Annotated in this window: 13 protein-coding genes; 8 read left to right on the forward strand and 5 right to left on the reverse strand. The window is 60.9% G+C overall.

The annotated features are described in order from the left end of the window. Positions 1-4 precede the first annotated feature (4 nt). Both KI797_RS07775 and KI797_RS07780 read left to right on the forward strand, forming a co-directional pair. Entirely contained in the window at positions 5-562 is a 558-nt protein-coding gene (locus tag KI797_RS07775; protein WP_226172408.1) for a hypothetical protein, read from the forward strand. Positions 563-617: 55 nt separating this feature from the next. Beyond that, entirely contained in the window at positions 618-1319 is a 702-nt protein-coding gene (locus KI797_RS07780; protein WP_005332865.1) for an SIMPL domain-containing protein, read from the forward strand. 228 nt (positions 1320-1547) lie between these two features. On the opposite strand, the gene KI797_RS07785 is transcribed toward KI797_RS07780, so the two are convergent. Further along, positions 1548-2924 carry an amino acid permease gene (locus KI797_RS07785; RefSeq protein ID WP_005332864.1) on the reverse strand — a complete coding sequence of 459 codons (1377 nt, stop codon included), beginning with the start codon at positions 2922-2924 and terminating at the stop codon, positions 1548-1550. Between the two features lie 356 nt (positions 2925-3280). On the opposite strand from KI797_RS07785, the gene KI797_RS07790 reads away from it, so the two are divergent. Beyond that, positions 3281-3574, forward strand: coding sequence for a hypothetical protein (locus KI797_RS07790; protein ID WP_226172411.1), 294 nt, complete (start codon positions 3281-3283; stop codon positions 3572-3574). A 110-nt stretch (positions 3575-3684) separates the two neighbouring features. Here the strand turns inward: KI797_RS07790 and ppsR are convergent, their stop codons facing one another. Further along, positions 3685-4497 carry a posphoenolpyruvate synthetase regulatory kinase/phosphorylase PpsR gene (ppsR, locus tag KI797_RS07795; protein ID WP_139751838.1) on the reverse strand — a complete coding sequence of 271 codons (813 nt, stop codon included), beginning with the start codon at positions 4495-4497 and terminating at the stop codon, positions 3685-3687. Positions 4498-4805: 308 nt separating this feature from the next. Here ppsR and ppsA point away from each other — a divergent pair, with 308 nt between their 5' ends. After that, a complete protein-coding gene (gene ppsA / locus KI797_RS07800; protein WP_226172414.1) occupies positions 4806-7178 on the forward strand; it encodes a phosphoenolpyruvate synthase in 2373 nt (790 codons plus the stop codon). Positions 7179-7296: 118 nt separating this feature from the next. Then, positions 7297-8760 (forward strand): molybdate ABC transporter ATP-binding protein ModF, encoded by a 1464-nt coding sequence (gene modF, locus KI797_RS07805; RefSeq protein ID WP_226172415.1) that lies wholly within the window; start codon positions 7297-7299, stop codon positions 8758-8760. Between the two features lie 2 nt (positions 8761-8762). On the opposite strand, the gene KI797_RS07810 is transcribed toward modF, so the two are convergent. Beyond that, on the reverse strand, positions 8763-9302 hold the full coding sequence (locus KI797_RS07810) for an isochorismatase family protein (RefSeq protein ID WP_226172418.1): 540 nt from the start codon (positions 9300-9302) through the stop codon (positions 8763-8765). 8 nt (positions 9303-9310) lie between these two features. Then, positions 9311-10045, reverse strand: a complete 735-nt coding sequence (locus KI797_RS07815) for an NYN domain-containing protein (protein WP_168235323.1) — start codon at positions 10043-10045, stop codon at positions 9311-9313. Positions 10046-10382: 337 nt separating this feature from the next. Between KI797_RS07815 and KI797_RS07820 the strand changes: the two genes are divergently transcribed. After that, positions 10383-11204, forward strand: coding sequence for a MetQ/NlpA family ABC transporter substrate-binding protein (locus tag KI797_RS07820; RefSeq protein WP_226172422.1), 822 nt, complete (start codon positions 10383-10385; stop codon positions 11202-11204). Positions 11205-11260: 56 nt separating this feature from the next. Here KI797_RS07820 and KI797_RS07825 read toward each other — a convergent pair whose 3' ends face one another. Then, entirely contained in the window at positions 11261-11983 is a 723-nt protein-coding gene (locus tag KI797_RS07825; protein ID WP_226172424.1) for a phosphatase PAP2 family protein, read from the reverse strand. Positions 11984-12276: 293 nt separating this feature from the next. Between KI797_RS07825 and KI797_RS07830 the strand changes: the two genes are divergently transcribed. Together KI797_RS07830 and KI797_RS07835 are read left to right on the forward strand one after the other, a co-directional pair. Further along, positions 12277-13398: a 4-phosphoerythronate dehydrogenase gene (locus KI797_RS07830; protein ID WP_226172426.1), complete on the forward strand. Its 1122-nt coding sequence runs from the start codon at positions 12277-12279 to the stop codon at positions 13396-13398. A gap of 154 nt (positions 13399-13552) precedes the next feature. Further along, the gene (locus tag KI797_RS07835) at positions 13553-14569 is read left to right on the forward strand and encodes an aspartate-semialdehyde dehydrogenase (protein WP_226172429.1); all 1017 of its coding nucleotides are present in this window, start codon (positions 13553-13555) and stop codon (positions 14567-14569) included. The last annotated feature ends 46 nt before the right edge of the window (positions 14570-14615 follow it).

Raw genomic sequence — 14615 nt, forward strand, 5'->3', positions numbered from 1 at the left:
AAATATGGAACCATTCAACTGGGTCGACATCGATGGTATTCGCTACAGCTGGGACGGACAGGACAACATCGTCTGTTCGGGCCGGTTTGGCTATCAGGCCACGATGACGGGGAACAAGATAAACACCCTGGATCTGGAGAGCGAGGATGGTGAGGTCGCGGGAGCGCTCAATGTGGATTTCGCTGCATCGAGCATCAGCTTCACGCCAGCAGAGGACGCACCCTTGCCCCACATGGTGGTGCTGGTTGGCCACGAGCTGGGGCAACAGGAGTATTCACTGCAGAGTCTGAGCGACAGTTCCTTGCAGGATCTGCTTGGTCATGGGGATGACTTTGACTGGAGCTCGCTGGCGGTTGTCACGGCATCAGACCCGGTATTGCCATCCCAAGGTCATGTTCTGTCGTGGGACTCCTTTCATTTCGAAGAAGACTCGCTGCTGGGTGCCCAGGGGCCAGCCCCCGTGCTTGCGAGCCATGGTAGCCCGCTGGCAGGCGAGATCAGCATCAACATTGACATGACCAATCAGGTGCTGGATCAGATCCCCCCATTGCACGATATATGAATCCCAATCGACGACGTGCATAATGGCCTCCATCTAATCGACGGAGGTTTTTTCTATGTGGCGTCCCCTTCTTACCCTGTCTGCGCTCGTTATCAGTGCTCCGCTGCTTGCCATCGAGGTCCCCGAAGCCCCTCATCTGGTAGTCAGTGGCTATGCGGAGCAGAAGGCCGAGCCCGATATGCTGACGCTCAATGTTGCCGTCACCGCGCTGGAAAAACAGGGTATCAAGGCCAAGCAGCAGGTCGATACCAAGGTAGCCGCATTCTTTGGTCAACTGGAGAACCTCGGCATCAAGCGCAGCGATGTGGAGGCCGGCAATCTGGTGATCTCCCCCGAATACCAGTACCCGCAGAACAAGCAGCCCGAGATGGTGGGTTACCGAGCCCAGCGCCAGTTGGCCGTCAAACTCTACCAGCTCGACAAGCTGAGCCAGTTGATGGACACCGCCCTCAAGGCAGGCCTGGAATCTGTCTCCCAGATTGAGTACGGCCTCAAGTCGCCTCAGGTCATCAAGGAGCAGGCGCGTCTTGGTGCGGTGGCAGACGCTACCAGCAAGGCAGAATCTCTGGCCAAGGCCTTTGGCATGAAACTTGGCAAGGTGTACAGCGTGGAGTACCGCAACAGCTCTCCCATGCCGATATATAGCCGTGCCATGAAGGCTGCCGCTGCACCCGCCGCCGACATGGCGGAGAATAGCTACCAACAGCAGCAGATCAGCATCACAGATAACGTGGAAGCCGTCTTCCTGCTGGAATGATGGACTGCAAAACTAATCCTGATCTCCCCAAACCCGAGGCTCCTGTCTCGGGTTTGTCGTTATGGAGTCCCTGCTCATGGAAGTTAAATGGCAATGCCCGGTGGCGTCCCTCAGCTGTGCATGCCAGAGGCAGGGGAGTGATGGACCGCTTCGCTGTTGCCGGGGGGATGGAGCACATAAAAAAATGCCGGTCAGTGACCGGCATTTTCGTAAGAGAAGCGGAGAGACTTAGCCCAGATTGGTGGCTATCCGTTCTTGGCGCTTCTGCTTGAACAGATAGCCCAGGCCCAGCACCAGTACCCAGGCCGGGATCAGCTCGACCGAGATGCGGGTGCCATCGTTCATGTACATGATCACCAGAATGGCGGCCATGAAGGCGAGGCAGAGATAGTTGCCAAACGGACTCCACAGTGCCTTGAACTTGGTAGTCACCCCTTCGGCAGCCTTGACCTTGCGGAACTTGAGGTGGGCGAGGCTGATCATGGCCCAGTTGATGACCAGGGCGGAGACCACCAGCGACATCAATAGGCCGAAAGCCTTGCCCGGGATCAGGTAGTTGATCAGCACGCACAGCAAGGTGGCTGCTGCCGAGATGGTGATGGCGGTCAGGGGAACACCGCTCTTGTTGGTCTTGAGCAGTGCCTTGGGGCCGTTGCCCTGCTTGGCCAGGCCAAACAGCATGCGGCTGTTGCAGTAGACACAGCTGTTGTAGACGGAGAGCGCGGCAGTCAGCACCACCAGGTTCAGCACGTTGGCCACCAGGTTGCTGTCCAGGGCATGGAAAATCATCACGAACGGACTGCCGCCTTCGACCACCTTGCCCCAGGGGTAGAGGGAGAGCAGCACGGTCAGGGCGCCAATGTAGAAGATCAGGATGCGGTAGATCACCTGATTGGTGGCCTTGGGAATGCTCTTCTCGGGATTATCCGCTTCCGCCGCCGTGATGCCGACCAGCTCCAGACCGCCGAAGGAGAACATGATGAAGGCCATGGCCATTACCAGGCCGCCCACGCCGTTGGGGAAGAAGCCTCCCTGAGCCCACAGGTTGCTGACCGTGGCCTCGGGACCGCCGGTGCCGGAGAACAGCAGGTAACCGCCGAAGCCTATCATGCCGAGGATAGCCACGACCTTGATGATGGCAAACCAGAACTCCATCTCGCCGAACGCCTTGACGTTGGAGAGGTTGATGGCGTTGATCAGCACGAAGAAGAAGGCCGCCGACATCCAGGTCGGGATCTCGGGCCACCAATACTGCACGTAGATGCCGACCGCCGTCAGCTCCGCCATGCTCACCAGCACATAGAGCACCCAGTAGTTCCAGCCGGAGGCGAAGCCAGCGAAGTCACCCCAATACTTGTAGGCGAAGTGGCTAAATGAACCGGCCACCGGCTCTTCCACCACCATCTCGCCGAGCTGGCGCATGATGAGGAAGGCGATGAAGCCGCCGATGGCATAGCCAAGCAGCACCGAGGGGCCTGCCATCTTGATGGTGTCGGCAATGCCGAGGAACAGGCCGGTACCGATGGCACCGCCCAGTGCGATGAGCTGGATGTGGCGGTTTTTCAGGCCGCGCTTCAGCTCTTCGCCGTCTTGTTGAAGATCCATTCTTCCTTCCTTACGTCGCTGAATTCACTCGTCTCGCGCCCCGTCTGCCATGGCACCTCCTGTGCCAGGCGCGGCATCTTGTGCCGAAAACGTGACGAAATCCGTATTAATATCGTTACGGTTTGCCGCGCACTGTTTTTTGTAGCGGCTACCAACCCGAGCAGAATAGTGATAATCGACCGTTTGTGCACCTGTTTTCCTCATCATTGGTTTGCTTTGTGGGCAATGTTCAGGTTTTTCATGATCTGGAAAGGGGTTTTGGAAGTGATTGCTGGTTTTGTAGTCGGTTGGTCTTGGGGTTATTGACCTGCTGGGGATTTGATGCACTAGTAGCCGTTTTTCAAGGAAGGACTCATATGTTCGAAGGTATTGTCGGTGGCTTGCTGCTCGCAGCGCTCTGGCTGGGAGTCTGGCTATCCCCCATGTTGCTGACCATGGCGGCGGCCTGTCTCATGGTCTGGGGATGGCAGGGGGCGGATTATCTGGTGAACAGCATCGCCATGGTGCTGACGCTCGCCGCCGTGCTGGGCCTGCTTCCCGCCTGCTGGTTGAGCGAACGGGTACGCAAACGCCATGGTTTGCTGCGCTTTCATGGCATGTTGATGAACAATCGGGAGCTCAACAAGCCAGCTTCCCGCCCTCGCCCCTGAGCCTCATGACGCCGACGGACCCGCTGGCGTCATTTCTCCCTGTCTTTCTGTTTCGTTATCTTGCCACTGGGCTGTCGATACGCGCGTTTATCCTGCCTTTTTTATGTTATCTAGCAGAGCTGGCGACGAAGGCCGGTTGCTTCCAGGATCTTGGCGCTGATCTCTTCCACCGAGTGGGAGCTGGTGTCGAGGAAGCGGATCGCCTCCTGGCGAAACAGCCGCTCCACGCTCGCCAGCTCCTGTTCGCACTGCTCAAGAGAGGAGTAGCGACTGTTGGCGCGGCGCTGATTGCGGATCTCGTGCAGTCGCTGGGGAGCGATGGTGAGGCCGAACAGTTTGTGGCGGTTGGCCTTGAGGGGGGTTGGCAGTACCAGCGAACCCATGTCCTGCTCGATGAAAGGGTAGTTGGCGGCGCGAATGCCAAACTGCAGCGCCAGATAGAGGCTGGTCGGCGTCTTGCCGCAGCGGGAGACCCCAATGAGGATGATGTCCGCCTCGTCATACTCCTTGGTGGTGATGCCATCATCGTTGCTCAAGGCAAAGTTCACCGCCTCGATGCGATCGTCGTAGAGCTTGCGGTTCTCCATACCATGGGTGCGGTGCAGCCTGGGCTCGGCCTTGATCCCGAGCTCCTGCTCGAGGGGGCTCACGAAGGTATTGAGAAAATCGTGACTGCTAGTCTGGGCCTTGAGTACCTCTTCCCGTACCAGGGGGTCGACTATGGTGTGAAACAGAATGGGGCGCACCCCGGTCTGGCGAAACTGCTCATCGATGCGAGCCCGCACCTGGCGCGCCTTTTCCAGAGTCTCCACGAAGGGAATGGTGACCTGTTCGAAGACCAGCGGAAACTGGCTCAACACGGCATGGCCGAACACCTCGGCGGTGATGGCGGTGCCATCGGATACATAGAATACGGTGTGCACAGCGGACTCCTGTGGTGTGCCCCTGGGGGGTTGCGAGCATTAAGTATCTCTCGAAACCATATCTCTTTTGTCAACAGGTCTGCCATTCCCAAGTTGTGAACTCGCTTGCAAACCTGAGTCGTTACCTTTTTGTGTCGGTATTGTAGAATGCCTGTGTCAAACGGCCATCCCCAACTCTTGCTCGGGGATTTTTTTGACAATAAGTAGAAAACGTTTTCATGGTCGTTGGCAACAGACACTAACAAAAACACACGACTTGGCACAGCAGGTGCGTTGACACCCTGGCCCACCAACCTGGAGACATGCAAATGCAACAGTACGTACTTTGGTACGAACAGCTCGGTATGCAGGACGTAGAGCGCGTCGGCGGCAAGAATGCATCCCTTGGCGAGATGATCAGCAACCTCTCCGGTGCCGGCGTGTCCGTACCGGGCGGCTTTGCGACCACCGCCTTTGCGTTTAACGAGTTTCTGGAGTTAAGCGGCCTCAACGGCAAGATCCACGACCTGCTCGACAGCCTGGACGTGGACGACATCGCCGCCCTCAACAAGGCCGGCCAGCAGATCCGTGACTGGGTGGTGGATGCTCCCTTCCAGCCCGCGCTGGAGCAGGCCGTGCGTGCTGCCTACGACAAGCTGAGTGCCGGGCTTGAAGCCTCCTTTGCGGTACGCTCCTCCGCCACCGCCGAGGACATGCCGGATGCCTCCTTCGCCGGTCAGCAGGAGACCTTCCTCAACGTGCGCGGCATCGATGCCGTCATGACCGCCATCAAGCATGTGTTTGCCTCCCTGTTCAACGATCGCGCCATCTCCTACCGGGTGCATCAGGGGTACGATCACAAGGGCGTGGCGCTCTCCGCCGGGGTGCAGCGCATGGTGCGCTCCGATCTTGCCGCTTCCGGCGTCATGTTCACTCTGGATACCGAGTCCGGCTTCAACGACGTGGTCTTCATCACCGGTGCCCAGGGCCTGGGGGAGATGGTGGTGCAGGGGGCCGTCAACCCGGACGAGTTCTATGTGCACAAGCCGACCCTCAAGGCTGGTCGCCCCGCAGTGGTGCGCAAGACGCTGGGCTCCAAGCTCATCAAGATGACTTATTCCGAGGACGCCGGTCACGGCCGTCAGGTAAAGATCGTCGATACCGTGGAGGCCGAGCGCAACCGCTTCTGCATCACCGATGAGGAGGTGATGGCGCTGGCCAAGCAAGCCCTCATCATCGAACAGCACTACGGCCGCCCGATGGATATCGAGTGGGCCAAGGATGGTCAGGACGGTCAGCTCTACATCGTCCAGGCGCGCCCGGAGACCGTACGCAGCCGCCAGGAGGCGAACACGCTCGAACGCTTTGCCCTGAAGCAATCTGGCAAGGTGTTGATCGAGGGGCGCGCCATCGGCCACAAGATTGGGTCGGGCCCGGCGCGGGTCATCAGCTCCATCAGCCAGATGGACGAGGTACAGCCCGGCGATGTCTTGGTCACCGACATGACCGACCCGGACTGGGAGCCCATCATGAAACGGGCCTCCGCCATCGTCACCAATCGGGGTGGGCGTACCTGCCACGCCGCCATCATCGCCCGTGAGCTGGGCATCCCGGCCGTGGTCGGCTGTGGCGATGCCACCGACCGCATCGAGGCAGGTCAGCTCATCACGGTTTCTTGCGCGGAAGGGGACACCGGCTTCATCTACGACGGCGAGCTCGACTTCGACGTAGCGGTGACCGAAGTGGGCAATATGCCGCCCTTGCCCATCAAGATCATGATGAACGTCGGCAATCCGGACAGGGCATTTGATTTTGCCCAGTTGCCCAATGCCGGTGTGGGGCTGGCGCGGCTCGAGTTCATCATCAACCGCATGATAGGGGTGCACCCCAAGGCCCTGCTGGAATTCGACCAGCAGACCCCCGAGCTCAAGGCCACCATCACCAGGATGATCGCGGGTTATGACAGCCCCCGTGAATACTATGTGGCCAAGCTGAGTGAAGGCATTGCCACCCTGGCCGCCGCCTTCTGGCCGGAGCGGGTCATCGTGCGGATGTCGGACTTCAAGTCCAACGAATACGCCAACCTGGTGGGGGGCCGCGGCTACGAGCCCCACGAAGAGAACCCCATGATCGGCTTCCGTGGCGCGTCCCGCTACATCGCCGACAGCTTCCGTCCCTGCTTCGCCCTCGAATGCGAGGCGATGAAACGGGTGCGCGACGTCATGGGCCTGACCAACGTCGAGGTGATGATCCCCTTCGTACGCACCGTCGGTGAGGCTGAGCAGGTGGTGGAGATCCTGGCCGAGAACGGCCTGCGCCGCGGCGAGCGGGGCCTGAAAGTCATCATGATGTGCGAACTGCCCTCCAATGCCCTGCTGGCGGACAAGTTCCTCGAGCACTTCGACGGCTTCTCCATCGGTTCCAACGACATGACCCAGTTGACCCTGGGGCTGGATCGGGATTCGGGCCTCATCGCCCACCTGTTCGATGAGCGCAACGAGGCGGTCAAGGCACTGCTGGCCATGGCCATCACCGCCGCCCGCAAGGCGGGCAAGTACGTGGGTATCTGCGGCCAGGGGCCGTCCGATCACCCGGACTTCGCCGCCTGGCTGGTCGAGCAGGGGATCGACTCTGTGTCCCTCAACCCGGATACCGTGGTCGACACCTGGCTCTATCTGGCCGAACAACACAAGGCTGGCTAAGCCCGTCCCCCGCTTTTCAATGACACGGCGCCGCAAGGGCGCCGTTTTTTTGATAGCGCCATTTTCTGGTACAAGGGAGAGGGAGCAAGGTGCTCCGCACGAATCACAGGACGACCCCATGACCTCATTGCAGTGGCAATCCGCCGCCCTGGCCCTTCATGGCCATCACACTCTGGTTATTCCAGAACTTTGTCTCACCCCGCAGGACTGCTGGGCCTTCGTCGGCAGCAACGGCAGTGGCAAGACGGCACTGGCTTCTGCCCTGTGCGGCGAGCTGGCTGTCCGTGCAGGGGGGGTGACTGGCCGGGTGAGGGCCGAGCGCCTCTCGTTTGAGTCGCAACAGCGACTCGGGGAGCTGGACTGGCAGCGGCGCAACACCGACATGCTGGGGGAAGAGGAGGAGGCGGGCTATCGGGTGTCGACCCTGATGCTGGAGGAGGGGGGAGAGGAGGCGCAAGCCCGATCGTTGCTGGCGCGCTTCGGCATCGAGTCCCTGTGGGATCGCCCCTATCGCCATCTCTCGAGCGGGGAGGGGCGCAAGCTGCTGCTGGCCCGCGCCCTGCTGGGACGACCCGAGCTGCTGGTGCTGGACGAGCCCTTCGATGGCCTGGATCAGGGCTCGCGCAGGGATCTGATGTCGCTGCTGGCACAATTGGTGGCGCAGGGGCAACGTCTGGTGGTGATCGTCAACCGCTTCGACGAGATCCCCCCCTTCGCCACTCACCTCGGCCTGCTCGGGGAGCGCCGCCTGTTGCTGGCGGGGGAACGTGACGCCGTGCTCGGCAGTCAGGAGGTGGCCCAGCTGGCACGGGCCGAGGGGCAGAGCCCGCAGCTGCCCCCGCCGCTCCAGGCGCCCACGCTCCTGCCCGCCGGCCCCAGGGTTCAGATGCGCGCCCTGCGCGTCGCCTACGGGGACCAGGTCATCATCGACGGGCTCGACTGGACTATTGCCGAGGGGGAGCACTGGCAACTGGTGGGGCCCAACGGCGCCGGCAAGTCGACCCTGCTCGCCCTCATCACAGGGGATCATCCGCAGGGGTACAGCAATGATCTGCGCCTGTTCGGGGTGCGCCGGGGCAGTGGCGAGAGCATCTGGGAGATCAAGCGCCACATCGGCCTGGTCAGCCCGGCCCTGCACCTGGACTATCGCGTCCATTGTTCGGTGCAGACGGTGATCCTCTCCGGCTTTTATGACTCCATCGGCCTCTATACCCGCCCGGGGGATCGCCAGCTGGCGCTCGCCAACCAGTGGCTGGCCCTGCTGGGGCTAAAGGATCAGGGGGCGCTGCCCTTCCACACCCTCTCCTTTGGTCAGCAGCGTCTGGTGCTGATTGCCCGAGCCCTAGTCAAGCATCCGCCGCTGCTCATTTTGGATGAGCCCCTGCAGGGGCTGGATCCTTTGAACTGCCACCTGGTGCGGGAGATGGTGGTGCGCCTCATAGGCCAAGGCACCCAGTTGCTGTTCGTCTCCCACCACCCCGAGGATGCGCCCCCCGGCCTGACCCACAGGCTGAGTTTCATACCGGACGGCGCCGGGGGCTATCGCTATCTGCAGGAGAAGCTGGGGAAGGGGTCTGCCTAGGCCTATTTGACGAGTGCCAGTATCTGGCGAAATGCCGGATGGCGGCAATCTCCCATCAGCTCGTAGAGGCACATCTCCACCGAGGTGAGGGCTGCGCCTCGGGCCGCCAGCTGGCTGATGGCGAGATCCCGGTTGGCGGCGGTGCGGGATGACACCGCATCCACCACCAAAGAGACCCGGGCGCCGCTGGCCAAGAGCCCCTGCACGCTCTGGTAGACACAGATATGGGCCTCGATGCCGCATACCAGCCAGTGACTGACCCCGGTTCCGGCCAGGGCGGCGGCGACCGTCGGCTCCCCCAGGGCGCCGAAGCTGCATTTGGCCAGCACAAGGGTGCTCGCCTGCTGCGGCTGCAACTCGGGCACTGTGGCCCCGAGCTTGTCCGGGTTCTGCTCCAGCCAGACAACCGGCAACCCCAGTGCCTTGGCTCCCTGCACCAGTCGGGCCGTGTTGGCGATGAGCGACTCGCTCCCCTCGACCAGACGGGCCAGTTTGCTCTGGATATCGACGACCAACAGGCCGGTGGTGGAAGTGGTCAGCATGGTTGCTCCTATTTTGGCTTGCTTAGCTGAGTCGCCCGTTTCTTGTCTCTGACCCATAATACTGAATTGTCAGTCTTCTTCATTTCGAATAGGTCAATAGCTAGAAAAAGGTCACTGAGTTTTTTGAAACCATAGTTTCGTTGATCAAATGAGGCGTGATTTGATATATGGTTTCCTATCGCCCCCAGCATTGCCCATCCTCCACCTTCTTCTACTGCATCCACGGCTTGACGCAATAAATTTATAAGGCGAGCGTCACTTTTCAAATTTTTTGTTTGCTTTGCTACTGGCAGTTCTTCTTTTATATTTTGTAGCTCTGCATCCAAATAGAGGAAACGAGAGCAACTATTGACGAATGGCATTGATGCCTTGCGCTCACCAAATCCAATCACAAATTTACCATCAGCCAGACAGCGAGTGACAAGAGGGGTAAAATCGCAATCTGAAGAAACGAGGCATATGACGTCGACATCCTTGGTATAGAGCACGTCCATCACATCAATAACCAAGGCCATATCTGTGGCATTTTTTCCCTTGGTCAGATCAAATTGCTGTACTGGCTGAATGGCAAATTCATGCAGTATTTCCTCCCACCCTTTGAGCGTCGGGTTTTTCCAATTGCCATATGCTTTGCGAATATTGACGACGCCATAGCGAGCTAGTTCAGACAATACATTCTCAATCTTGCTCGCTGGAGCATTATCGGCATCAATAAATACCGCGATTTTTTCCTTATCTTTCAAATGACCTCCTGTCATTTCATTTTTATAAAAATCTAGAATTATCCCGCCTCATGCTGCAACTCCAACATCACACCACCACAATAGGCCAGTTGTGCCTCAAGCGGGGAGGGGGCAAACGCGATAACTGCGTGCGTTATCAAAGATTTTCAGCTCGGGGCCGGAGGGACTTCACCGCCATCTGGCCAAGCTTGCCCGGTTTTGTTGCTTGGCGAAGGGGAAAAGCTCTGTTATGGTGTCTTTAATTAGCCGTTTGGATGGCTAGATGGTTGTGGTGTCGGCCTTCATGATGACACCCGCAGCCCCACCATTTTGATGATCACCTCGACAGGGAGTTTCTATGCAGCGTCGTTCCTTCTTCACCCTCTCCGCCCTCGCGCTGCTCGCCAGCAGCCTGCCGCTGTCCGCCTTTGCCATCGATGAGGCGAAGAAAGAGATAGTGATAGGCACCACGGTCGGGGACTTCGCCGACATGGTGACCGACTCCATCAAGCCGCAGCTCGAGGCCAAGGGTTACAAGGTCAAACTGGTGGAGTTCACCGACTACGTGACCCCCAACATCGCCCTGGCGGACGGGTCGCTGGACGTCAACTGCTTCCAGCACAAGCCCTATCTGGAGAGCTTCTCCAAAGACAGGGGCCTCTCTCTGGCACCCATTACCCAGGTACCGACCGGCCCAATGGGGCTCTACGCCGGCAAGCTGGGGGATCTCAAGGCCCTGAAAGAGGGCAGCACCGTCGCCATTCCCAACGACCCCACCAACCAGGCGCGGGCCCTGCTGATGCTGCAGGACCTGGGCTGGCTGACCCTCAAAGAGGGGATCAACCCCCTCAAGGCGAGCGAATTCGATGTGGTGAAGAACCCCCACGACATCAAGCTGGTGTTGCTGGAGGCGGCGCAACTGCCCCGCTCCCGTGAAGACGTGGACTTCTCCGTCATCAACGGCAACTTCGCCGCCTCGAGCGGGATCCCCTTCAGCACGGGTCTCTTCCTCGAGCGCAGCTATGACTTTATCAACTGGGTGGTGGTCAAAGGGGCCGATGTGGACAAGCCGTTCGCCAAGGATGTGGCGGCGGCCTACAACTCCCCCGAGTTCAAGGCCTATGCCGCAAAGCGTTTCGTCGGCTACAAGTACCCCCAGGGCTGGCAGAGCCAGGGCTGAGAGCAGCACCTGAAACGAAAAACGGGCACCAGGGTGCCCGTTTTTTATTTGGGAGGTCAGTAATGGCGCAACCACCAGCGGGCGGCAACGAGGGCGGTGAGGCTGCCAAGCAGGGCGCTCGCCAGCACGTCCAGGGGCCAGTGCATGCCGATCAGGGTGCGCGACAGGCCGATGCCGATGGCCCAGAGCGGCAGCAGCCAGACCCCGGCGGGGGCCCGGGCCAGCCAGATCAGCCCGAAGAACTGGGCCAGGCTCATGGCGGCTATGCTGTGGCCGGAGGGGAAGGCGTAGTTCACCTCCGTCTGCCAGTGGTGGCCGAGCCAGGCGGGCAGCGCCAGCAACTGGGTCGCGGCATGGATCTGTTCGCTGCGAAGATCCTGGCTGCCGGCATAGAACTGGCGGATGGCGGGGATAAGCTCCTGGCTCTCCAGCCAGAGCAGATAGGGCCTTGGCTCCTCGGTCAGCTGCTTGATCAGGCTCTTGATGATCCAGTCGCTCGCCAGCGTAGTAAAGAGGGCACCCGCGAGGGCCAGCAGGGCGGTGTGGCCGAGCGTCAGCTTGTGTCGGGTCAGCAGCAGCAGGGCGGCGATGGTGATGGCGAGGCCGGGCAGGTCCACCATGCGGGTGAGGGCGTAGGGCCACCAGAGCCAGTCCGATTGCAGGGCACTCGTCATGAAGGGCTGCCAGGGCAGGCAGACGAGCAGCAGCAGCGGCAGCAGCAGTATGGCGTTGAAACCAAGTACCAGGCGGCGTGGCAACGAAGAGGCATGAGTCGGCATGGGAGGGCTCATCACAGGTGCGCATGACAGGGGCGGATGATAAAGAGGCGTCATTGTGCCAGCATGGCCCCCCTGGTCAAGGCAGGGGAGGCGAGGGCAACATGTTGTTACATATGAGTGCCGCGCCTCATCCATGGATGCCCGGGAGCCCGCTTCGATACTCTGGCTTCCTGTGGCTCCAAGAGAGCGGCGCACTCTTTGTCCATGACAACCCGAGAACAAGCCTCTGAAAATTCGATGCGTTTGGGCTAGAATGGCGCGCCTATGGCCGGTTGTGGATGAAAAGAGAGCGGATGAAGATCGTCGTTGATGAAAATATGCCCCATGCCTGCGAGCTGTTTGCCGAATTTGGCGAAGTCGTGCCCCTGCCCGGGCGGCAGATAGGGGCGGCGGATCTGCAGGATGCCGACGTGCTGCTGCTGCGCTCGGTGACCCGGGTCGATGCCGGGCTGCTCGCCAGCTGTCCGCGGCTGGCTTTCGTCGGCACCGCCACCATAGGCACGGATCACATCGACACCGCTCTCCTGGCCGAGCGGGGCATCCCCTTCTTCAGCGCCCCCGGCTGCAACAAGTATTCGGTGGGCGACTATGTGCTCTCGGCCCTGCTGGTGCTGGCGGAGCGTCATGAGCTCAGCCTCGATCGGATGAGCCTCGCCGTCATCGGCGCCGGCAACACAGGGGAGTGCGTGGCGGGCAAGGCAGAGGCGCTCGGCATGCGGGTGCTGCGCTGCGATCCGCCGCGGGCACGGCAGGAGGGCGCCACTGGCTTCGTCGACTACCGGGCGGCGCTCTCGGCCGACATCGTCAGCTTCCATGTGCCCCTGACCCGGGAGGGGCCGGATGCCACCTTCCACCTGCTGGGGCAGCGGGAGATAGCCGCCCGTCCGGCCGGGCAGATCCTCATCAATGCCTCCCGAGGCGAGGTGTGGGACAACCAGGCCCTGCTCGCCCGCCAGCAGAGCCAGGCGCCGCTCAAGCTGGTGATGGATGTGTGGGAAGGGGAGCCCGAGCCGCTCGCCGCCCTGGTGCCCCATACCGAACTCGCAACCCCGCACATCGCTGGCTACAGCCTGGAGGGCAAGGCCCGCGGCACCTGGATGCTCTATCAGGCGCTCTGCCAGCAGCTGGGGCGCGTGCCACGCCAGGATCTGCAATCCCTGTTGCCCGCCCCCGAGGTGCGCGAGCTGACGCCGGGTCAGCCCGCCGATCAGGGGTTGATCAAGCAGCTGGTGCATCTGATTTATGACGTGCGCCGGGACGATGCCCGCTTTCGCAACCGGATCGGGTTGCCCGGCAGCTTCGATGGGCAGCGCAAGGACTACCCGGAGCGGCGTGAGCTCTCCTCCTTGCACCTGAATGGCCCCTTCGCCTGCGACAGGCTGGCCCAACTGGGTTTTGCCATCTCGCAAAAATAAACCGGAATTCATGCGGGGGCTCCGATCACCGGATCGGGGTCCTCCGTCTCGGCCCGGCACCCTGCCGGCCGACCATCAGACAGATCACGCCTGCCACCCCTGATGCCGACCCGCTCGGCCTCATCGGCGGGCAATATCACAGGAGAGAACATCAGTGAGTCAACAATTCAACGTAGCTGTACTGGGTGCGAGCGGCGCCGTGGGTCAGGCCATGATCGAGATCCTGGAGGAGCGCGGCTTCCCGGTCGCCACCCTCTATCCCCTGGCCTCCAGCCGCAGCGCCGGCGATACGGTGCGCTTTGGCGGCAAGAACATCGAGATCAAGGATGTCGAGGAGTTTGACTGGAGCCAGGTGCAGATCGCGCTCTTCTCCGCCGGCGCCGAGGTCTCTGCCAAGTGGGCGCCCATCGCCGCCGAACAGGGCTGCATCGTCATCGACAACACCTCCTGCTTCCGTTACGACGAAGACATTCCCCTGGTGATCCCGGAAGTGAACCCGGATGCCCTGGCGGATTTTCGCAATCGCAACATCATCGCCAATCCCAACTGCTCCACCATCCAGATGCTGGTTGCCCTCAAGCCCCTGCAGGACGAGGTGGGCATAGCCCGCATCAACGTGGCGACCTACCAGTCCGTCTCCGGCTCTGGCAAGGAAGGGGTGAGCGAGCTGGCCGGCCAGACCGCCCATCTGCTCAACGGCCGTCCGGTGGAGCCGACTATCTATCCGCAGCAGATCGCCTTTAACCTGATCCCGCAGATCGACAGCTTCACCGACAACGGTTACACCCGTGAAGAGATGAAGATGGTGTGGGAGACCCAGAAGATCCTGGGGGATGCCAGCATCGCCGTGAACCCCACTTGCGTGCGGGTACCGGTGTTCTACGGTCACGCCGAGGCGGTCCACGTCGAGCTGCACCAGCCGCTGGACGCCGAGCAGGTCAAGGAGCTGCTGCGCAATGCCCCCGGCGTCACCCTGTTTGACGACGATGCCGACTACCCGACCCCGGTGCGCGACGCCACCGGCAAGGACGAGGTGCTGGTTGGCCGGGTGCGCCAGGATATTTCTCATCCGAGCGGTATCAATATGTGGATCGTGGCCGATAACGTTCGTAAGGGCGCTGCGACCAACAGCGTGCAGATCGCCGAGCTGCTGGTGCGCGACTACCTCTGAGGCCGTTTTGCGGCCTGCGGCGGGGAGGGAACCCCGCCCGAGGAAG

Source organism: Aeromonas media, from assembly GCF_020423125.1.
Taxonomy (GTDB): Bacteria; Pseudomonadota; Gammaproteobacteria; order Enterobacterales; family Aeromonadaceae; genus Aeromonas; species Aeromonas media.

Coding starts and splice junctions, on each gene's coding strand:
- KI797_RS07780 (WP_005332865.1), top strand. CDS start 618: ATGTGGCGTCCCCTTCTTACCCTGTCTGCGCTCGTTATCAGTGCTCCG.
- KI797_RS07790 (WP_226172411.1), top strand. CDS start 3,281: ATGTTCGAAGGTATTGTCGGTGGCTTGCTGCTCGCAGCGCTCTGGCTG.
- KI797_RS07775 (WP_226172408.1), top strand. CDS start 5: ATGGAACCATTCAACTGGGTCGACATCGATGGTATTCGCTACAGCTGG.
- KI797_RS07785 (WP_005332864.1), bottom strand. CDS start 2,924: ATGGATCTTCAACAAGACGGCGAAGAGCTGAAGCGCGGCCTGAAAAAC.
- ppsA (WP_226172414.1), top strand. CDS start 4,806: ATGCAACAGTACGTACTTTGGTACGAACAGCTCGGTATGCAGGACGTA.
- modF (WP_226172415.1), top strand. CDS start 7,297: ATGACCTCATTGCAGTGGCAATCCGCCGCCCTGGCCCTTCATGGCCAT.
- KI797_RS07825 (WP_226172424.1), bottom strand. CDS start 11,983: ATGCCGACTCATGCCTCTTCGTTGCCACGCCGCCTGGTACTTGGTTTC.
- KI797_RS07820 (WP_226172422.1), top strand. CDS start 10,383: ATGCAGCGTCGTTCCTTCTTCACCCTCTCCGCCCTCGCGCTGCTCGCC.
- KI797_RS07830 (WP_226172426.1), top strand. CDS start 12,277: ATGAAGATCGTCGTTGATGAAAATATGCCCCATGCCTGCGAGCTGTTT.
- KI797_RS07810 (WP_226172418.1), bottom strand. CDS start 9,302: ATGCTGACCACTTCCACCACCGGCCTGTTGGTCGTCGATATCCAGAGC.